Origin of the sequence: Adhaeribacter rhizoryzae, from assembly GCF_008629685.1 — a bacterium.
Lineage (GTDB): Bacteria > Bacteroidota > Bacteroidia > Cytophagales > Hymenobacteraceae > Adhaeribacter > Adhaeribacter rhizoryzae.
In genome coordinates this window covers 224042-243877 of sequence record NZ_VWSF01000001.1, presented here as the reverse complement: position 1 = coordinate 243877, position 19836 = coordinate 224042, and the positions used below count along the sequence as shown (strand labels likewise).

Genomic DNA, 19836 nt, shown 5'->3' with positions numbered 1-19836 from the left:
AGTTATTTTTTCATATTTCTTCGTTTAGTTAAACAATCTTTTTCCTTTGGCTTTTTTATTAAGGGGTAATAATCAGTTTCTGGCCTTCCATTTTAAAGTTGATGTCAGCATAAGCAAGAATATCCAATACATTCTTAAGCGTCATATTCCGCTGCACTTTTCCGGTAAAGGTTTCGGAGGAGATTTCACCGGCATAAACGACATCTACATCGTACCACCTGGATAACTGGCGCATCACCGTTTGCAGGTCGGCTTCTTCGAAACTGAAATAACCATTTTTCCAGGCTACGGCGTCTTCGGTGTTTATTTCTCTTACCTGAAGGCTATTATTTTTTAAGCTAGCCTGCTGACCGGGCTTTAGTACGGTTTCCTTATTTGCAATTGAATGGTTTTTTATTCCGGCGTGATTGGGAGCTACTTTAACGGCGCCTTCTAGTAAAGTGGTTACCACCGCTGCTTCATCGGAATAAGCATTAATATTGAAATGCGTTCCCAAAACCTCTACGGTTTGAGTGGCGGTACTTACGAAGAAAGGAATCCGTTTTCCGGCTGTTGTTTTTTGCCCATTCACCTCAAAATATCCTTCGCCTTTCAGCTCCACCCGCCGGGTATCAGCAGTAAACTGAACCGGATAACGCAGGGAAGAGGCGGCATTCAGCCAAACGTTGGTGCCATCGGGCAAGATAATTTTATGTTGCCCGCCGCGGGGCGTAGTTATTTGGTTATAGCCAGTAACAGTTGCGGTAGCAGCATTATTGCCAGAGTCGGCAGTTGTTTCATAAACCACTTGGCCATCGGCTGTTTTGCGAATAGTCATACCGGCCAAATCGGCGATTTTGCCGGTTTTAATTTCATCTAACGATACAACCGAGCCATCTGCTAAAGTAAGTAACGCTTTGTTAGTGCCCGGGGCCGCATCATTAATAAGGGGTTTGGCTGTTTGCTGCTGAACAATTTTTGGCTCGGCTGTTTTATAAATATTGCTATTATAGAGGATTGTGCTTATTAAAATAATAACAAAAACGGCGGCGGCGGCTGCGTAACTACCCCAGTAAGAAAAGCGCCATTTATTTTTATCTGGTTGCAGGATTCGTTTTAAACCTTGTGCTTTCATTAATTCGAGCTCGTTCTGGCTCAAATCAAATTCACCGGCCTGCCATTCTAGGTACCAGCTTTCTACTAAAGCCTTTTCTTCTGCAGTACAGTTACCCGCTACATATTTATTTAATAGTTCTTTTGCTTCCCTATTATCCATGAAGGTTTCTATCCTTATTTAAATAGATAGACAGCCGAAAGCCGAATAGGGGGTAGGGAAATTGAAAAAAATTAGAAATTATTTTTAAATAATAAATACAGGAAGATAAGCAATCCTAATTTGGTTCTGAGGATACGCAAGGCATTGTTTACCTGCTTTTTTACCGTTTGCTCCGATAGATTTAATTCGGCGGCAATTTCCTTATGACTTAAATGCGCATTTCGGCTTAAACTAAAAACCTCCTGCATTTTAGGCGGCAAAGCCGCTATTTCTTTTTCGATTAAGGTCTGTAGTTGATTTTCCCTAATCAAGTGATCGGTTTGGCAAATTCCCTTGTTAATAAATTGCTGCAGGGATTGGATGTAGCTTGACTCGTACTTTCTGTGCGAAAGAGTATTTAATATTTTATTCCGAACCGCCGTAAACAGATAGGCCGGTAAACTACTGGTTAAAATAATATACTCGCGCTTATCCCAAAGGGCTGTAAATACTTCTTGTATTACATCCTGGGCCTCTTCTTTATCCTGTAATCTCTTATAGGCATGAATATACAGTACATCAAAATACCGCTCATAAATTTCTTTAAAAGCAGCTTCATCTTCCGACTTCACTAAGTCGAAGAGATCAGGATCGGTTAATGCGCTGTAAGAAAACATATTCATTGTTGCCAACGAATATAAGAAAAATTCAGCGCATTAAAATTGGAGTAAGTGAATAATATAAAGATTTATTAAAACAATTTAAACATGTCCAAACCGGGTAAGTTTATGCTTACTAAATGCCTGCTTAGTTTAAAATGGATAAGTCAAAATTATTATAAAGAAGAATTAATAAATCAAGACCCAATGCACTAACTAAACAATATTTAAACCAATTAATTATTTCTGAAAGTACATCCAGTCTAGGTGAAACAAGGATTCTTTTGCTTGCCCGTTCCGGAAAACAAAATACAAATCTTGGACGCCAGCAATATTTTTTCCTGTTACAGGCAGTTGAATTTCTTGCCAGTCGGTGTTGGTATCTGTTGCTTTTCCGGCGGCTATTTCCACTGCACCGAGTAAAGGACCGTCTTTGGTATTTTGCCGCAGTTCAATTTTTCCGCCCGCACCGTGTTCCCGCACCCGTAACCGGATAGATTTAATTTGATTAAGGTCAATGCCGTTAAAGCGAGCGAACTTACCATCGGTAATATTGGCAATGTAGGTTACATATTGCGTTTTTAAGGTACCTATCACCACGTTCACGTTTCCTTCCTGGTAATCTTCAAACTGAATTAAGGGGTTGCGCAGTACCAGTTGGCTGGTGGTGGTTAAAGGTTCAATGCCGTTTGCTCCTTTATCGGTGTATGAGGCATGCAGCACGTACGCGCCTTCGGTTCCTTTTCCTAAATGTTCCGAAAGAATTATTTTATTTGAAAGCGGTAATTTTTCCGGTTTTTCTGCCAGAGATAAAATATAGCCGGCAATTTCCTGCGCTTCCTTTTCTGCTAAGTTGGCATGTGGCGGCATAGGATAAGTACCCCAGTTACCGATACCACCGCTTATAATTTTGCGGGCCAGCATTGCGGTAGCACCGGCCTGGTTTTTATATTTTTTTGAAATCTCTTTTAAAGCGGGGCCAACAGATTTGGTTTCCAGGGTATGGCAAGATTTACAATCCTGAGAATTATACAATTTAACCGTAGCAGTATGCTGAATATTTCCGTCATTATCTGCTGAGAGTAGGCTAGCCAAATCTTTCCCGAAGGGCAAGTAATCAAAAGCTAATTTTATCTTTGCCGGATTAATAGTACCATCTTCCGGATCAGTTACTTTAACCTGGTAATCTAAGACGGTATTATCCCAATAAAAACTGCGGTTAGCTTTGGTTGCAATAACAACTACCGGCGGAGAATTACCCACCTTTACCGGCATGGTTGCTATTCCTTTTCCGCCCTGCTCGTCCGAAACCGTTAAAACTACCTTATAAACGCCAGCTTTGGTAAACGTATACCGGGCATCTTTCCCGTATAAACTTTTATTGCCAATCTTCCATTCGTACGAAAGCTTACTGCCGGCATCAAAATCTTTTGACCCGCTGGCCGATAAAACTACTGTAAAAGGAGCCGCCCCAATGGTGTTATTGGCTTTTATGGCGGCTACTGGTTTACGGTTTCCTTCCGCATATTCAACCCGGATTATACCCGAATCGGTGTTGTGGGCAAACCAATTAGTACCGTAAGCTAACAAATAAATGGCACCATCGGGCGCAATTTGCATATCTATGGGAGCCACTACTTTTAGCTGCGGCAGAAAGGGCTCCATGCTTACGTAATTGCCGGCGGCATCCATGGTCACGGCAAAAATCCAGCGCCTGATCCAGTCATAAATAAATAATTTGCCATTGTAATAGGCCGGTAATTTGTAAGGCGCATTCAGATAAAGATCGCTGTAATAAACCGGTCCGGCCATGGCACTAGCGCCGCCTTTACCCAGCAACGGCCATTTTGCAGATGGGCCTTTGCCGTACCAGATAAACGCGGGCTGCGCCGGCGGCAATTCTTTTACGCCGGTATTATTAGGAGAATCATTAATGGGCCGCCTGGGGTCTTTTCCCGGACCTTCTTTTTTGGTTGCAAAGTCATAATCCGGAAAAACCTCATTAGCGCCTAAAAAATAAGGATAACCGAAGAAGCCGGGCTGGCGGGCCTGGTTAATTTCGTCGTAACTCAGCTTTCCTTCCGATGCTTTTACTTCCGAATCCGGACCTACATCGCCCCAATAAACATACTGGGTTTTCGCATCCACGGAAACGCGGAAAGGATTTCTTAAGCCCATGGCAAAAATTTCGGGTTTGCCTAAAGATCCGTCTTTCGGAAATAAGTTGCCCTCCGGAATGCTGTAGGTGCCGTTGGCTTCGGGTTTTATGCGCAAAATTTTTCCCCGTAAATCATTGCTGTTGGCGGTTGTGCCCTGGTCATCGGATAATTGCCGGCCGGGCCTTTCATCAATCGGGTTATGTCCTTCAATTTCTTCGGCGTTGGTATTATCACCGATAGATAAATACAGCAAACCATCCGGGCCAAAAGTAATATAACCAGCAGAATGACAGCAATAAGTCCGCTGGGTGGGCACTTCTAATAATATTTTTTTAGAAGTTTGAATAAGTTTTTGATTTTTTAACTCGAAACGCACCAAGTGGTTAATATTTCGGTCGCCGGCAACGGCATAGTAAAAATAAATCCAGTTGTTTTTTTTAAAAGCCGGGTCTACAGCTACCCCCAACAAGCCGTCTTCAATGCCACTAAATACATTAAATTGCGCAATTTGCGCTAGTTCCTGTGTGCTGTTATTAAAATATTTAACACCCCCTTTTCTTTCAATTACCACCACATCTAAATTGGGTAATATGGCCATGCCCATAGGTTCGTTCAGCCCGGAAGCTAAGGCCTGGTAAGAGAAGCGGCTAGAATCCGGGGCTTCTTTGGAAATTGCCTGGCGGTATTTTGCGGGCTGCATCTTACCCGTTTGCCAGGAAGCGGCAGCACCCGTAACCGGTAAAGCTAATTTTTCTTTTTTAGAAGCGTAGGCCAGATACACTATTCCGAGTGCCAGTAAACCCAGCAGAAACTTGACTTTTTTCACCTGATAATATTTTTAATGCCGCTATTACTTACCAAAACCTTTTTTCTTTACTGGTAACCTTTGTATAAGGCTTATAAACAAAACCTGTAAGCAAGATCATGTTTTTAGGCGAAGTTTTAAGTTACTATTGAATAAACCTGAAAAGTATTAGCCGGCAATATTTAATTAGTTACCCCTGTAGCATCACCACCTAACAGGTTTATAAATTGAAAGAATATTTTTAATTAAGCAATTTTTTAATTTCAGCAATTACCAAGTAAAAGCAATTTTACCCAGTTCTTGTATAATAACAATTGAAAGTAAGGTTGGGGTTAGACGATTACCCAGGAAATTAGGAATTACCTTAATTGGCGTAAGCCGCTAAATTTAATAAGTAAGGGGACAAAATTACTTTAATATAAAAATTTCGATATGATATTCTATTTCAATAGTTTATACACTTAAAACTTACTTAGAATAATATATCGTCGGCTACAAGTGGTAAGCGGACTGAAAGTAAAGATGGGCAAATGAGAGGAGTTGGTAAACGTTGTTTGATAGGTTTTATTAGCTAAAAGGTAATATTTAGTTACTATTCGCTGTTTTTAATATTCTTGCTTTAATAATTATAACTCATGGGTTGGGATATAAGCTAACAGCGGGAGTCTTTTGACTCCCGCTGAACATTTGAATTAAACTTGCCCGGTAAAGCATAATCAGGCCTTTCGCTATCCTTCACCAGGCAAGTATGCCTTATTTAAAGCCGAAGCATGGAAAGCATTTCACCTTTTGGTAGCTCTCTTGATGTATACACCAGGCTAAGCGCTTGTTTGGCATGGGCCTTTTCTAATTTCAGCAGCTCTTGCACGGCTATGTTCATGCTTAAATCAGAACTGGTAGCATCGGCAAATTCCCATTTCTTTAAAATATTGCCTTTCTCATCCTGTAAAGAAATGCTCCGGCTGGTGCCGGCTCCATTTTTTATGGTACAATGGTTATAAGTAATGCGCAGTTGGTCGGTTTCTTTGGCGGTGCTCAGTGGCAGCACTCTTAGGTTCAAAGGCTGGTTCACCGATTGCTTTAAAATAAGCTTGTCGTTCAGGTAAATAGAATAACTATCTAAACCAAACCGGGTGGTGAAACTAAATGCGATGAAGCAAAAAATAATCAGGGTAAATATTTTAATAAACGCCTGATTTATTTTAATCGATCTCATAGGGTTTAATTTTAAGTGAAACATTTAATTTTCTTACCCTAATTTACCTAAAGCAAATAGCAAACAGAAATATAGTAGACTAACTACCAGAATAGTAGATATCAGGTTATTTATGCTTATATTCATCTATTTTTCAGGCAGTTGGTCGATATTATTTCTTAGCCTTAATCCTTTTTGTTTCCTTTGCTCAGAGAGGTAACCTAATTACCAATCCGGTTCCTTAAGTCAATACAGATGGACCTTTTGCATAAAACCGTTAAGCTGCCGTTTGCCAAGCGCCGCATTCCCCTGGAATACGCTTTAACTCATGGTGTTTTTTGGCTGCTGATTACCGGGTTCTTTATTTATGAGAAAAAGTATCTTATTCAGAAAGCTAACTTGCCTTATTTCGTAATTTGTGTGGCCGGCCGGATTGGGCTCCTTATCTTAATTGCTTACCTCAACCTTCAATACTTTTTGCCGCGGTACCTTTTACAAAAGCGCTACTTAGCCTATTTTACAATGGTTATTTTATCCGTAATCGGGTATGTATTAGTCCAGAGTTTGTTCGATTATTATTTATATGGGTACGTGGTGGGGCCGCTGCGTAATAGCCGTTTGCTGGGAACCTTATCTTACAATTTTTTTAGCACCTTGTGGTACCTCGGCTTAATGCTCGCCCTTAAATTTAGCCTCGACTGGTACGGGCAGCAACTCACTATTCAGAAAATTACGGTAGAAAAACTAAATGCGGAGGTCGATTTTCTGCGCGCCCAAATAAATCCGCATTTTTTATTTAACATTCTCAATAATCTGTACGCGCTCACGCTTAAAAAATCAGAACTGGCTCCGGATGTTGTGCTCAAGCTCTCGGACATGATGGAATATATGTTGTATGATAGTACCGATGAAAAGGTGCTGCTGCAGAAAGAAATCGCCTACCTCCACCACTACCTGGAACTGGAACGGCTACGCTTCAGTGAACAATCGGCTATTAGTTTTAATGTTACCGGGGCCATTAACGGGCAGGAAATTGCCCCGCTCCTATTATTGCCGCTGGTAGAAAATGCGGCTAAACACGGTCTTAGCCAACAAAGCGAAAACGGCTGGCTTAACGTAAATATTGGCTTGCAGCAATCTACCCTTACGGTTGTGGTCGAAAATGGGAAACCGCCTTTAGTTGCCGGAAAAAGTAAAGGCGGCATTGGGCTTGGCAATTTACGCAAGCGCCTGGCACTACTTTATCCGACGAGGCACCATCTGGAGCTGGAAGATAAAAGAGATAGCTTTCGGGCCAGGTTAATAATAGAACTATAACAATATTAAAACTAATTGCAATGTTACGTTTTGTGGTGGTAGATGATGAGCCGCTCGCGCTGGAAATATTGGACGGCTATTTAAAAAAAATGGGCGGTGTACAGTCGGTAACCTTGTTTAGCAAAGCGCGGGAGGCTTTACATTATTTAGAAAATAATAAAGCCGATGTATTGTTACTGGATATAGAAATGCCCGAAATAACCGGACTTGCGTTTCTGGAACAGCTATCTGAGCCGCCTCTTACGATTTTTACAACGGCTTACCGCAACTATGCTTATGAAGGATTTGAGTTGGGAGTTATTGATTTTTTATTAAAGCCGATTTCTTTTCAGCGGTTTGCCACCGCCATTGATAAGGTTCGGGATTTTCTTTCGCTTAAAAAACAAGACACCCAGTTAGAACCCGGCGAACCTGCTCCGGAATTTATTTTTGTAAAAAGTGGCGTAAACCGGATTAAACTCTATTTCAACGAGGTAACCCATATTCAAGGGCTAAAAGATTACGCTATTATTCATACCGGCAAAGAGAAAATTGTGATTAAAGGCTCTATAAAAATGGTACAGGAAATGTTTCCACCCTCTCTTTTTATCAGGGTGCATAAGTCCTTTCTGGTATTAAGTAAAGCCATTAAGCGCATCGAGCGCAATCGAATTGTTATGGACAATCATCAAATTCCCATTGGCAGAAATTACCGGGAAGCCGTTGAGAGAAAAATTAGTTTGTATTGATTCAGCTATACTCGAAATAAATGGGCTGGCTAAACAATCTTAAATAGAAGCTGTTTAGCATTTTTAAATTGTATAAACCGTTGCCCTTGCTGTGTGTTTTCACCAGCAAGTAGTTTGGCAGCAGCTTTAGAATTGGCGGTGAAAACACCATAGCCGTTAGGCAAAGGAATACTTAGCTGTAGAAAGGCAGACTACCCCGGCCTGTGCCCTCACAGGCCGGAACATAAACCCAAGCCTTATGACAAATTTGAAAGAGTATCATGTTGGCTTGTCAGGGGACAAGCCAAGGAAAAGGAAAATTGCGGTATTCTTTTCCTTAACCTGACGACTATGGTATTATCACCGCCAATGGCACCAAAATCTGTTCGAAACAGAAATGCTAAACAACTTCATAATTAACAAGCTATTATTCTAATTGTTGCTTAAATGGTTCTGTCTGTAAAAGAACTGTTCTCACTAGTTTTTATTCGTAAATTCATAGAGTAAAAGTTCTTCCTCATCCTGCGGAAGTTGCACCATTTTGGTAAACTTAAAACCCAGTTTCTCTAGTAGCTTTTGGGAGGCAATATTATCTTTGGTGGTAATGGCACTCATCTGGTTTATGCCAAACACCTCTATGCCGGCGCGTTTAATTTCCTGAGCCGCCTCAAAAGCGTAACCCTGTTGCTCATGTTCCGGCAAAAAAGCAAAGCCTATATCTATGCCGGCTAAGCCTGCCCGGTCGTAAAGGCCGCAGATGCCTAACTTTACCTTATCAGATTTCCGGATGACGGTGTAGTTGGAGAAACCAAGCTTTTGCAATTGCGGCAGCATCTTATTTTTAATGTATTCCCTAGCGCCTTCTACCGATTTAACCTGCCGGTCGCCGATATATTTTAACCATTTGGGCGAATTAAGTAATGCCAACAGGAAAGGCGCATCTTCTTCCGAAGTAGGTTTAAGAATTAACCTTTCGGTTTCAAATGATTGAGGTGCGCGCATTTAGTTTAATTTTATTAATTGCCTGCTTATATTTAAAGATATCAGCGCTTAAAGTAAATCCGGAAAGTGGTGCCGGTACCAACTGTACTCTCTACCTGAATAAAACCACCGGCATTTTCTACAATTCTTTTTACAATATACAAACCTACGCCGGTACCTTCTACGTGGTCGTGCAGGCGCGAAAACATCGAGAATATTTTACGTTCCTGGCTCATATCCATACCCAAGCCATTATCCTGTACCAAGAGCATCACGTATTCCGGGGTGGTTTCGGTTTTAATAATAATATAGGGCTTGCGTACCGGCGCGCGGTATTTAAGGGCGTTGCTCAGGAGATTATAAATAATGCTTCTTAAGTTTTTGGCCGAAAATTGGATAACGCCGTCCGGTGCAAAATCGGTTTCTATTTGGGCGCCGGAGGCGGTAATCTGCGATTCAAAATCAAGCCGCACTTCGGCTACCGTTTCGGCAATATTAAGCTGGCTTATATCTTGCCCGGCTTGCCTTTGAATTTTAGCTACTTCCGATAAATCGGTTACGGTGCGCTTAAACCGCCGCACCGAAGCTTTAATTAAATCAATTACTTTTGTTACATCGTCGGTTTGCAGTACTGCTTCCGGCAAATCTTCTACCAGGGCCATAATTAAACCTTCTATGTTTAAAATAGGCGTTTTTAAATCGTGGGAGGCAGCGTAAACAAAGTTATCCAGATCGGCGTTGGTAATAAGCAGTTCTTCGTTCAGGGCTTCTATGGATTGCCGGTATTTTACTTGCTGGCTAATATCTATGGCAACCGCAATAACCCCCTGAATAAGGCCTTGCGAATCGCGGAGCGGGTGATAAATAAAATTAAAATACAGTGTTTCCAATTCGCCCTGCCGCTCTAACTGTACGGGCAATTCATTGGCAATATATGCTTCCCCGGTCGTAAATACGCCATCGAGCAACTGCATAATACCTTGGTCTGCCACTTCCGGCAGCGCCTCTATTACGGGTATACCCAGTACTTCTTCTGCTTCTCTGCCCCACATTTCGCATATGCCGGGGTTAGCTAAATCTATACGGTGATTGGGCCCTCTTAAAATGGTAATGCCAACCGGCGCCTGCTGAAATACTTCTTTTAAAACTTGCTGTTGCCGGGCCAGTTCTTCCCGCGCCTGCACGCTGGTAATAGAAATAGCCATTTGCCCCGCTAATAAAGCATGATACCCCCTATATTCTGCATTATAAACCAGCTTGGGGCTAATACCGGTAATAAATAAACCAATTGCCTGGTTTTGCCCGGGCCGCATAATGGGTAATACGGCCGCTTGCTTTATCCTAATATTTATTTCGTTATCCGGCAGGTTATGCGGCGCTACATGGGCGCAATCTACAATGGCCATTTGCTGCAATGCTAGTTCATCGGTAAGGGCCCAATGCTCTTGTTTATTAGCCAGATTAATGGTTGCCGGCAATGCCGCATCGGCTATATTGCCGGCTTTGCCCAGCAGGGTGGCCGTAGTTACAGTGTTGTTTAAAAGGTAAATGGCACAAAACGGAATATCTTCTTTATTTTGGTAAAGCAGGTTGCAGGTACGCTGGCTGGCCTGCTCCATGGTCTGTAACTGCGTCATTTCTTCCGAAACTTCTTTCAGCGATTTTAAACGGCGCTGGTTAAGCACGGTATTGGTTACCTCGGTACAGGCACAAAAAATACCGTTTACGCTGCCGTTATCGTTAAAAGCCGGACTGTAAGAAAAAGTCCAGTACGTTTCTTCCGGAAAACCTTTGCGTTCGAGGGTTAAAGGCAAAGCATCGGCAAAAAAGGGATCGCCGCCCCGCAGAATATTATCTACTACTACCCCTAAATCATCCCATATTTCGGCCCACATTACCCGCGCTTTGGCCCCTAAAGCAGCCGGGTGTTTATTGCCCAGGGCTGGTAAATAAGCATCGTTGTGAAACATAAAAAGCTCTTCGGACCACCAGATAAACATAGGAAAGCCGGAGTTTAAGAGCAACCGAATATTATTTTTTAAACTTTCGGGCCAATGCTCCGGGTTGCCCAGCGGATGCGCATGCCAATCGAAGGCCCGCATTAAGGCGCCCATTTCGCCACCATTCTGAAAAAGGCTGCTAACAGTAGTATCCGGAGCAATATTCTGTTTTGGGTGCATTAAAAAATTACATTAGGTTGAATTAAAGAAGCGCGCATTTTTACACCAATGTATCTGATTTTTAATTAAGCTGGCTGGTGCTAGTACAAATATATGCTGTACTCTTTCAAAATATTAAAAGTTATACTTACGGTTATGCTGCACTATTTAAAATAATATTCCTGCTTTTCTTTTATGGTATTTTTATATTTCTGCTCTGGCCTGGTAACCGTTTACGTTACTAGTTAAAGTCAGTTAGCCCGTAAATATTTATTAAAAGACCTTTGCTAAAAAATTTGCAATGTAATTTACCGTGGGTTCAAACCAGGGGTCAAATAAGCAGAAGGCGTGCGGCGCATTCGGAAACGTATGTGCTTCGGAATAAATATTATGTTGGGCCAGTATTTTCCGATAATCGTCGCGGCCGGCGTGCATGCGGTCTACGGCGCTGTTCAGGAACAGCGTAGGCGGGGTATTTTTACTGACGTGCTGCAACGGCGAAGCTTCTTCCCAAAGAACATAATTTTCTTTTTTAGGATAGCCAAACCAATACGTAGCCGCCGAAATAGAACGGGTATCGTTTCCCTCGCCCGATTCAGGGTGCACAAAAGATAAGGTACCATCAATATCCACAATGGCTTGCACCTGGCTCGAAATATTCAGGTAACAATTTCGGCCTTCGTACTTCGGATTTTTATTGGTGGTTCCAATAAAAGCAGCCAGTTCGCCGCCCGCCGAGAAGCCCAGCGCCGCAAATTTGGCAGTATCCAGGTTAAATGCTTTGGCATTGGTTCGCAGCCAGCGCAGGGCTGCTTTCAGGTCGTGCACAGCGGCGGGGTAAAGCGCTTCGGTAGAAAGGCGGTATTCGACGGTAAAGCAGGCGTAGCCCAGCGCGGCCAGCCGTTGGGCCAATGGGTAATGCTGCGTCCGGTTGCCGCTGCGCCAGCCACCCCCGTGAATAATTAAAATAGCTGGTGTTTTTTGCTTGCTTTTCTTTTTGGGGTAAAAAGCATCCAGCACCAGCTTCCGTTCGCCAATAGTACAATATACCAGGTTACGCTTTTCCTGTACCATTGGTAATTTAAACTCCCGCACCAGCTTAATATTGGGGTGTTGCTTGCTGGTACTTTGGTAAGCGCTGTAATTGGTGTAGGAAGTATCTTTTTTGCCGGTAAGCCCGGAGGTTAGTTGGCCAAACGCCGGGCAAGTAAATAGCAGGCAAAACGCCAGCAGGTATTTTTGCATATACAATAGCCTTTCAGAAAATGTAAAATACAAAAAAAATCGTTTCGGGCAGTTTTAAGCAGAATGGACTTTTATTGGTGAATTTAATATTTGATGTAGAAAGAAATATATAATTTATTTCGGGTATTTATTTATCTAGAAGATAAATTCTACTTGCTTCATGTCAGGCAAAAGGTATATTTACTCCTACACTCCAAAAAACACTTTAGAAAAGATACATTGTGCAAAGGAAATTGCATTAGCAATAGTTGCAAATATACAAGGAGAAGAAGTTATTACTTCCTAAGTATTTCAACTTGTGCAATAAGGTAACAGACTAGTAAGAAAATTTAAGAAAGAACTGTGTATTAGACGTAAACGATAAAACAGAAGACTGTACGAAAAAGCAGCTATTCTAAATTGATAAAAACTAAACTCTCTAAGCTTATACTTTAAAGTGTTATGATTACAACTCCAGTAATTAACAAATTAGAAATACACTATTTCTTTAATGATGATTCGCATTCTATGGATGCATTTGTAAGGAATAAGTGTGAAACAGAATTATTAGCTATTATAAGAGAAGTGGCTTTTATTACTGGCATAAAACTTAAAGTAGAAACAGAGCCATATTTGGAAGGAGGCTTAAAAGAAATAATAAAGTTTACCACCAAAAACCAATTTCTTGTAACAATATTAACCAGTATAATCAGTGGCGTTGTTACAGGTATTATACAACATGAATACACGAAAGATGATGATTTTGATGAACTGCAAAAGCAAAAAGTAAAACTGTAAATTAAGAAATTAGAAAGGGAGTTAAATGAAGCTAATCGTACCAATTCATTATTAGACACTAATAGAACAGTAGATTTAATAAATAATAATAGTTACAAAATTATAAAACACAAATCAAATTTTTTTAAAACATTAAATAACTATTCAAAACTTTATCAAATTTCATTTACTAGATTAACTTCAAATAACACAGAAGCGTCTAAACCTAAAATTATTGAGAAGATAGATTTTAGCAAATTCATTCTCGACACAGATGAACTACCTTCAATTATCGACGAACAGGCAGAGATAGAAATCATTTCTCCGGTTCTAAAACCTGGTCCGTATAAATGGAAAGGATATTATACAACAAGTGGAGAAACCTTTGACTTCTATATGAAGGATAATGATTTTAAAAAAGAAATACTTGAAAATCGTATAGCTTTTAGGAATGGCACACGCATAGACTGCATACTTGAAATTATTAGGAAACTATCGGAAACAGGGGAAATAGTTAATACATCTTATTCAGTTTCTACCGTTTTAAGTGTACGTGATGGGCTAGCAACAATTGACACTACTCAAGGCAAAAAAATAAAAAAAGAACGAGAACTTCTTAGAAACCAATTAACTTTATTTTAAGCATACCTTTTATTATTATCTATCTGCCCGCTACCAAGTACGCTAGTGCTAAATAAGCGATAGTAAATAAATAGTTTATAAGTCTTAAATTCAAAAGCATGCAGGTCGAAATTAGAAAATTAGATTCTCAGGAAATTCAACTCTTTAAAGAACTTATCCGGGTATTTGAAGTTGTTTTCGAAATGAAAGACTTTCGTATACCAGAAGATGAATACCTGCAGAAATTGTTAGCACAAGAAGGATTTTATGTATTTGTGACCTTGCAAGATGCAGAAGTAATAGGCGGCTTAACGGCTTATACGCTAAATCAATACTATTCTAGATTACCTTTGGTCTATATTTATGACCTGGCCGTTGCAACCCAATTTCAGCGAAAAGGAATTGGCCAAAAATTAATCTCGGGCATTACCAGTTACTGTAAGCAAATTGGGGTAGAAGAAGTATTTGTACAGGCCGATGAAGTAGACGATTACGCCCTGGACTTTTATCACAAAACCGGTGCTACTGCCGAAAAAGTGGTTCATTTTTATTATCCGTTAAATAAAGGCTAGTACCAATATATAAAATATTAAAGCGGCTTTTCCAGTTTTAGCTATTAGCGATTGCAACTTGTTTAGCAATTTCCAGTACGTGCCGTTCGTCGGTGCCGCAACAGCCGCCAAATACATTTAAACTTTTAAATAAATTTTTTAGCTGCTTGTTTTCCTGGCCTAGTTCAGTTGGGTTGCCGCTATCCAGTTCGGTAGCTTCGTCCAGTTCGGCGTGGCTTTTACAAGAGGCATTGGCTCGAATTCCTTTAATCCGATCTAGCCAAGGCTTACCGGCATGGTTTTGCAATTCGGGTAAAAAATGCGTTGGGTGGGCACAATTAATCATGTAATATATAGGTGGTTCGGCTACGCTGCTATCTACCAGCGTAATTGCTTCTTCTAAAGACATGCCGGTGGGCAGTTTACCATTTGTTTCGAGGGTAAACGAAATAACAACCGGCAAACCTACTGAGTTGGCGGCCTGCACAATGCCAATAGCTTCCTCCACATAATTTATAGTCATGGCCGAAAGCAAGTCTACGGGTAATTGGCTAAAAACATTTATTTGCGCGGCGTGGTAAGATTGGGCTGCTTCGGCGGTCATTAGGTTTTCGGGCCGGTACCCATCGCCGCGCGGCCCTACGCAGCCGCTAATAAGAATATTATTTATGCTACTGGCAAATTCATCTTTTAAATCAATTAAAAACTTAATGGCTTTTGTGTTAAGGTCGGTTATGGCGGTTGGGGAATACCCCATAAGCTTTAACCAATCGGGGTTAGCGCGCCACGTGGGACTTTCCAGAATAAAGCCGGTATTGTATTTTTGGGCAATAGTTAAGTACCGCCGGTAATAATCTTGCATGGCCTGGTAACCGGCAGCATCGTTTAATAAATGGCAGGCCGCAAAATAAGGAAGCTCAAAGCCCTGCAGAAACACCAACGTAGTTTCCAGACCGCCATCGGTTAAAAATATATTACCCGACTGGTGCGGAAGATTTGATAAATTATGAGGCATGGCCACTATGGTTTAATATTATATTTAAAGCAAAGCAGATTTTACAGATAAATAATCAACCCCGTTCGGGTTTTTTCCCACGGTTTGGGCTGCACGCGGGGCCGGCATTAAAAAAGAAAGTTTGGAGTCTTCGGACAGAAGACTCCAAACGGTGGAAAATATTTATATAATATTGGCCTCCAATCAGTTAAAAAAAACCGGCGGTTAACTCCAAATACTGCGGCTTAATAGCGTTAGGCAGCTACTTTACCATAACTTTAAATATTTTCCCATCTACTAAACTGTTTACATACAAGGTTTTAGGCCCGCTTATAACAATATCGGTAGGTTGGTTTACGCCGGTTAATATTTCGGCTTGTCTTTGCCCGTAAGTGGCTACTATGCGGCCGGTGTTGGGAACAAAGCCCTGGCCAAACTGACCGTGCTCAATTACTACCGGCACATTATGTTCATCTAAGGCAATATCGGTTAGGGTGGTAAATCCATCCTGGTAGCTAATAATATTACCCGATTGGCCGAGCGTATACAGGCGGGCTTTGCCGGTTAAAAAAGGAAAACCGGTTAGCGTAGTTACGTAAAATTTCCCGCTGTTATAAGCAATACCGGTAGGCACGGCATCTATGAATGGAGGACCAACATTTGTTGGATTAACAAGATCAGGTAAGGTAGCAATTACGCTTAAAGCCCCGGCAGCGGTCCGGCGAAGTATAGCATTAGCGCCCGCATCGGTAATGTAAATATTACCACCCGGCCCTACGGTTAAGTTATAAGGGTTAGATTCATCTATGGGCACTTGAAACGGATAACTCCAGACAAAGGCACCAATATTTTCGGTTGGCAGCGAACTGGCCTGAATAGGAGCCTGACCGGGCCGGTACGAAGCAATATTAGCTTTGTAAAGCAAACCATTTACGTGCAAAATATACAGCATGCCATCTTTTACCAATAAATGGTTCAGCCCGGCTAAGCCTTCGTCGCCAATAAAAGAAGGGAAACCTTCAATCACTACGTGTTTTACTCCATTCGGCCGAATCACCGATACCTTTCCATCGTTATTGCCGGTGCCCACTTCGGTAACCCACAATTGATTTTTACCATCCAAATCTAAGCCAAGCGGGGCTTGCAGTCCGGCCACAAACTCTTTAACTTTTGTCTTTTTGGGGTCTACATCATCAAAGTAATCATAGAATTGGCGACAGCTAGTGGCAACCAAAAGCGAAAGGCTAAAAAGCAAAGTAGTTACTCTTAATTTCATGGCTTACAATGGTTTAGGTTAAAAAATGATTACTTAGGTAATTTATAAATTATTTTATATAAAAAAATAAAATATTTATAAACCAATTAAATAATAACTTTTACCGTGTCCAATGCAGGTTTTGCGCCTTTTATTTTATTGCAGAATATTTAGCTTAAAAACACAAAAATATTCCCCTAACGCAGCAATAAGGCCCTTTTAGCTATTATCTGGCTGGCTATTTATTACTTTTTGCTGGCGGAAAGCCTGCGGCCCTACCCCGTAATATTTTTTAAATAATTTATGCAGGTGGCTGGCATCTGTAAAGCCAAATTCATGGGTTATTTGCGAAATACTTAAATCACTGAAGCGCAACCGGTTTTGAATTAACTTAAGTTTGTATTTTAAAATATAGCCTTGCAACGACTCGCCGGTTTCTTTTTTAAAATAAACACTGGCGTAGCCCGGCGAAAAATTAAAATTAGCGGCCAGGTGTTCCAAGCGCAATAATTCGGGTTGCATAATATGCCGGCGAATGTATACCAGTATTTCCTGAATAAGCTGCGGCTTTTTATATTCCGAAAAGCTGGTAGCTTGCTGCCGAACCAAGTTACGGGTTAAAATACCCAGAATGGCCTGCATAATGCCGTTTATTACCTGCTCGTACGAATCGCTTTCGCGTTGGCTATATTCCTGCAGCAAAACCGTTAATAAATATTCAAGCTTTTCCTGCTCTTCTTTAGCATTAACTATACTGCCGCCAGCCTGGTAAGGCGTATTCAATAAAAAATCGATAGTCCGGGGCAAGTTAGAAGATTTTACCTGGGCCTGATCTTTAATATAATTTTCTGTAAACCGGATGTAGCAAAACGCGGTATGCGCCTGAATTTCGAAATAATGGTAATCGGCGGGGCCTAATAAAAATACATCGCCAGGGCCATAAGCAAACGTATTGCCGTTAACGTTGTGCTGGCCGTGCCCACTCCGGATAAATATTATTTCGAAATAGCTATGGGTGTGCACCGGGTGCTGCCACGTGTCGGTTTCGAAAAGGTAAATATCAAAAGGTTCGTACTGAACATAACGGCGCATGCCCTGAATGTACAAAACAATTACCGGCTTTTTACAGCCACTCTGGTAATATTCCGCTCTGATGATATTTCTACTTACTGAGTAACTACATCGGACTACTGAATTTACATTCTAAAATCAACTTTTCTGCTCTTTCAGTTATCAGCATTTTTATAATTGATATTAGCAAATATAATTGAATAGAGGTATAGGTAACCCACTCGTGTCATTCAGGAGGAAACTATGTAGCAGGCAGCCAAATAGTTTCCTCCTGAATGACAGGTTTGGGCTCCTTTGACAAATAAGGAAGTTTACAAGAAAATTTTGCGTAGCATCACTTATCTAAAACACGAAAAAAGCCCCGGCTCTATGAAGGCCGGGGCTTGGTAATATTATTAAACTTTTAACTTATAATCGGGCTAAATCGTTTTGCTTGGCTACGATGTTAAAATCCAGGGTAAAATCATCGTTAATGGCTTTATCGCCAATATTAGCGAAGAAAGATTTAGAGCCGTAACGGATATCCCATTTGGTACGGTCTAAAGTAGCAACTCCTTTAGCAGTAGCAGTGCCGTTATTAACGGCCACGGTAGCCGGGAAAGAAATGGCGTTGGTAATGCCTTTAATGGTTAAGTTACCTTTAACGGTGTAGTTGGCCTGTCCGGCTTTGGCACCTTTAATGGGGGTTAAGCCTGTAATTTTAAAAGTTGCTTTCGGGTTTTTCTCCACTGAAAAGAAATCGTCAGACTTTAAGTGTCCAATTAATTTGCCATTGTATTCCAGATCGGTTAAGTCGGTGTTTTTAATGCTGGTCATGTCAATATCAACCGTGCCGCCGGTTACTTTGTTGCCGTTCACTAACAATTGGCCGTTGGCTACATTAATAGTACCGGTATGTTCGCCGGTTACTTTTTTGCCGTTCCAGGTTAACTGGCTTTTGGCGGCATCTACCTGGTAACTAGCAGCTTTATTGGCTCTAGCATTATTTACAGCAGTGGCGCTTTTAGTTTGTGCGGTAGCAATAGTACCAGCCGATAAGAATAAGCTGGCAGCAAACAAAGCGGATAAGGTTAATTTTTTCATCTTTAATTAAGTTTTAGTTTCTGAGTTGAGTTAAGTAAATATTTAAGCAAATTTAATAAATTTTATGTATTTACATTTAATGTATATACATATAAATTAAAATAAAGGTTCAGCTAAGTGTAAAAATTATTACGCTTGCGTTTACCCGAGTTTAACAGAGGTCATGGTAAGCGAACCGGCTACGGCTTTATCGTTGAAAAAAGAAACTTCGTCTTTTTCTTTTTTTAAGCCCAAGGTGTATAAAAGTGGTAAGTAATGTTCCGGCGTTGGAATGGCTAACCGGGCTTCCGGACCCAACCGATCATAGTGAATCAGGTCGGTAAAATTGCCGCCAGAGATTAATTCCTTAAACTTGCTGTTGAGTTGCAAGGCCCAATCGTAACCGTAAGCATCCTGGTTTAATTTATCCCAGGCTACCATGCGCAGGTTGTGCACCATGTTGCCGCTGCCCGTTATGAGTACGCCTTTTTTCCGGAGCGCATACAATTCTTTAGCCAAATCAAAATGGTATTGCGGGCCTTTGGTGTAATCAATGCTTAGTTGCAGTACCGGAATATTTGCTTCGGGATACATGTGCCGCACAATGGTCCAGGTGCCGTGGTCCAGGCCCCAATCGTGGTCCAGTTCTACGTTAGCACTATGCAAGAGCGCGGCTGTTTCCTTAGCCAAAGCCGGATTACCAGGCGCCGGATATTGCACATCGAACAAGGCTTGCGGAAAGCCGCCAAAATCGTGTATGGTTTGGGGGAAATCCATGGCCGTAACCTTGGTCCCTTTGCTGAACCAATGCGCCGAAACTACCAGCACGGCTTTAGGTACTGGAATTTCCTGCGCCAATTTAGTCCAGTGCCGACTGAATTCGTTGTCTTCTATGCCGTTCATGGGCGAACCATGCCCCACAAAAAGTACCGGCATTAAATATTCGTCTTCTTTTAGGCCGGCAGTAAATTTATTAAATGCGGTTAAACCTGTCATACTCACTGCTCCTGCTACAAGGGTTTTTATAAAATGTTTTCGTTGCATTGCCTTCACCGGCCAACCGGC

General features: G+C 41.4%; 17 protein-coding genes. 5 read left to right on the top strand and 12 right to left on the bottom strand.

Annotation, left to right across the window (positions count from 1 at the left end; genetic code table 11):
- Positions 1 to 58 precede the first annotated feature (58 nt).
- The 4 genes from F0145_RS00830 to F0145_RS00815 all read right to left on the bottom strand — a co-directional run bounded on the left by F0145_RS00830 (position 59) and on the right by F0145_RS00815 (position 6073).
- A complete protein-coding gene (locus tag F0145_RS00830; RefSeq protein ID WP_150086166.1) occupies positions 59 to 1255 on the bottom strand; it encodes a FecR family protein in 1197 nt (398 codons plus the stop codon).
- 71 nt (positions 1256 to 1326) lie between these two features.
- Positions 1327 to 1911, bottom strand: a complete 585-nt coding sequence (locus F0145_RS00825; protein ID WP_150086165.1) for an RNA polymerase sigma-70 factor — start codon at positions 1909 to 1911, stop codon at positions 1327 to 1329.
- A gap of 222 nt (positions 1912 to 2133) precedes the next feature.
- Complete coding sequence (locus tag F0145_RS00820; protein WP_223815759.1) at positions 2134 to 4878, bottom strand: PQQ-dependent sugar dehydrogenase; 2745 nt, start codon at positions 4876 to 4878, stop codon at positions 2134 to 2136.
- Positions 4879 to 5614: 736 nt separating this feature from the next.
- On the bottom strand, positions 5615 to 6073 hold the full coding sequence (locus tag F0145_RS00815) for a hypothetical protein (RefSeq protein ID WP_150086164.1): 459 nt from the start codon (positions 6071 to 6073) through the stop codon (positions 5615 to 5617).
- A 234-nt stretch (positions 6074 to 6307) separates the two neighbouring features.
- Here F0145_RS00815 and F0145_RS00810 point away from each other — a divergent pair, with 234 nt between their 5' ends.
- Together F0145_RS00810 and F0145_RS00805 are read left to right on the top strand one after the other, a co-directional pair.
- Positions 6308 to 7369, top strand: coding sequence for a sensor histidine kinase (locus F0145_RS00810; protein WP_150086163.1), 1062 nt, complete (start codon positions 6308 to 6310; stop codon positions 7367 to 7369).
- A 20-nt stretch (positions 7370 to 7389) separates the two neighbouring features.
- Entirely contained in the window at positions 7390 to 8097 is a 708-nt protein-coding gene (locus tag F0145_RS00805; RefSeq protein WP_150086162.1) for a LytR/AlgR family response regulator transcription factor, read from the top strand.
- A gap of 456 nt (positions 8098 to 8553) precedes the next feature.
- On the opposite strand, the gene F0145_RS00800 is transcribed toward F0145_RS00805, so the two are convergent.
- The 3 genes from F0145_RS00800 to F0145_RS00790 all read right to left on the bottom strand — a co-directional run bounded on the left by F0145_RS00800 (position 8554) and on the right by F0145_RS00790 (position 12461).
- Positions 8554 to 9078 (bottom strand): GNAT family N-acetyltransferase, encoded by a 525-nt coding sequence (locus F0145_RS00800; RefSeq protein ID WP_150086161.1) that lies wholly within the window; start codon positions 9076 to 9078, stop codon positions 8554 to 8556.
- A gap of 41 nt (positions 9079 to 9119) precedes the next feature.
- A complete protein-coding gene (locus F0145_RS00795; protein ID WP_223815758.1) occupies positions 9120 to 11237 on the bottom strand; it encodes a sensor histidine kinase in 2118 nt (705 codons plus the stop codon).
- Positions 11238 to 11489: 252 nt separating this feature from the next.
- The gene (locus F0145_RS00790) at positions 11490 to 12461 is read right to left on the bottom strand and encodes an alpha/beta hydrolase (RefSeq protein WP_150086160.1); all 972 of its coding nucleotides are present in this window, start codon (positions 12459 to 12461) and stop codon (positions 11490 to 11492) included.
- Between the two features lie 441 nt (positions 12462 to 12902).
- On the opposite strand from F0145_RS00790, the gene F0145_RS00785 reads away from it, so the two are divergent.
- The 3 genes from F0145_RS00785 to F0145_RS00775 all read left to right on the top strand — a co-directional run bounded on the left by F0145_RS00785 (position 12903) and on the right by F0145_RS00775 (position 14410).
- Entirely contained in the window at positions 12903 to 13238 is a 336-nt protein-coding gene (locus F0145_RS00785) for a hypothetical protein (protein ID WP_150086159.1), read from the top strand.
- Between the two features lie 375 nt (positions 13239 to 13613).
- Positions 13614 to 13859, top strand: a complete 246-nt coding sequence (locus F0145_RS00780; RefSeq protein WP_150086158.1) for a hypothetical protein — start codon at positions 13614 to 13616, stop codon at positions 13857 to 13859.
- Between the two features lie 98 nt (positions 13860 to 13957).
- Entirely contained in the window at positions 13958 to 14410 is a 453-nt protein-coding gene (locus F0145_RS00775) for a GNAT family N-acetyltransferase (RefSeq protein ID WP_150086157.1), read from the top strand.
- 37 nt (positions 14411 to 14447) lie between these two features.
- On the opposite strand, the gene F0145_RS00770 is transcribed toward F0145_RS00775, so the two are convergent.
- The 5 genes from F0145_RS00770 to ygiD all read right to left on the bottom strand — a co-directional run bounded on the left by F0145_RS00770 (position 14448) and on the right by ygiD (position 19767).
- Positions 14448 to 15404 carry a homocysteine S-methyltransferase family protein gene (locus F0145_RS00770; protein ID WP_150086156.1) on the bottom strand — a complete coding sequence of 319 codons (957 nt, stop codon included), beginning with the start codon at positions 15402 to 15404 and terminating at the stop codon, positions 14448 to 14450.
- Positions 15405 to 15645: 241 nt separating this feature from the next.
- On the bottom strand, positions 15646 to 16659 hold the full coding sequence (locus F0145_RS00765; protein ID WP_150086155.1) for a ScyD/ScyE family protein: 1014 nt from the start codon (positions 16657 to 16659) through the stop codon (positions 15646 to 15648).
- Between the two features lie 198 nt (positions 16660 to 16857).
- Positions 16858 to 17730 (bottom strand): AraC family transcriptional regulator, encoded by an 873-nt coding sequence (locus F0145_RS00760; protein ID WP_150086154.1) that lies wholly within the window; start codon positions 17728 to 17730, stop codon positions 16858 to 16860.
- Between the two features lie 387 nt (positions 17731 to 18117).
- Complete coding sequence (locus tag F0145_RS00755) at positions 18118 to 18792, bottom strand: YceI family protein (protein WP_150086153.1); 675 nt, start codon at positions 18790 to 18792, stop codon at positions 18118 to 18120.
- 141 nt (positions 18793 to 18933) lie between these two features.
- The gene (gene ygiD / locus F0145_RS00750; protein WP_150086152.1) at positions 18934 to 19767 is read right to left on the bottom strand and encodes a 4,5-DOPA-extradiol-dioxygenase; all 834 of its coding nucleotides are present in this window, start codon (positions 19765 to 19767) and stop codon (positions 18934 to 18936) included.
- Between the last annotated feature and the right edge of the window lie 69 nt (positions 19768 to 19836).

Bases quoted from the DNA above. Each gene is read 5' to 3' on its own strand.
- F0145_RS00755 (WP_150086153.1), bottom strand. From the start codon at position 18,792: ATGAAAAAATTAACCTTATCCGCTTTGTTTGCTGCCAGCTTATTCTTA.
- F0145_RS00810 (WP_150086163.1), top strand. From the start codon at position 6,308: ATGGACCTTTTGCATAAAACCGTTAAGCTGCCGTTTGCCAAGCGCCGC.
- F0145_RS00780 (WP_150086158.1), top strand. From the start codon at position 13,614: ATGAAGGATAATGATTTTAAAAAAGAAATACTTGAAAATCGTATAGCT.
- F0145_RS00760 (WP_150086154.1), bottom strand. From the start codon at position 17,730: ATGCGCCGTTATGTTCAGTACGAACCTTTTGATATTTACCTTTTCGAA.
- F0145_RS00795 (WP_223815758.1), bottom strand. From the start codon at position 11,237: ATGCACCCAAAACAGAATATTGCTCCGGATACTACTGTTAGCAGCCTT.
- F0145_RS00765 (WP_150086155.1), bottom strand. From the start codon at position 16,659: ATGAAATTAAGAGTAACTACTTTGCTTTTTAGCCTTTCGCTTTTGGTT.
- F0145_RS00830 (WP_150086166.1), bottom strand. From the start codon at position 1,255: ATGGATAATAGGGAAGCAAAAGAACTATTAAATAAATATGTAGCGGGT.
- F0145_RS00825 (WP_150086165.1), bottom strand. From the start codon at position 1,911: ATGTTTTCTTACAGCGCATTAACCGATCCTGATCTCTTCGACTTAGTG.
- F0145_RS00815 (WP_150086164.1), bottom strand. From the start codon at position 6,073: ATGAGATCGATTAAAATAAATCAGGCGTTTATTAAAATATTTACCCTG.
- F0145_RS00790 (WP_150086160.1), bottom strand. From the start codon at position 12,461: ATGCAAAAATACCTGCTGGCGTTTTGCCTGCTATTTACTTGCCCGGCG.
- F0145_RS00770 (WP_150086156.1), bottom strand. From the start codon at position 15,404: ATGCCTCATAATTTATCAAATCTTCCGCACCAGTCGGGTAATATATTT.
- F0145_RS00805 (WP_150086162.1), top strand. From the start codon at position 7,390: ATGTTACGTTTTGTGGTGGTAGATGATGAGCCGCTCGCGCTGGAAATA.
- F0145_RS00785 (WP_150086159.1), top strand. From the start codon at position 12,903: ATGATTACAACTCCAGTAATTAACAAATTAGAAATACACTATTTCTTT.
- ygiD (WP_150086152.1), bottom strand. From the start codon at position 19,767: ATGACAGGTTTAACCGCATTTAATAAATTTACTGCCGGCCTAAAAGAA.
- F0145_RS00775 (WP_150086157.1), top strand. From the start codon at position 13,958: ATGCAGGTCGAAATTAGAAAATTAGATTCTCAGGAAATTCAACTCTTT.
- F0145_RS00800 (WP_150086161.1), bottom strand. From the start codon at position 9,078: ATGCGCGCACCTCAATCATTTGAAACCGAAAGGTTAATTCTTAAACCT.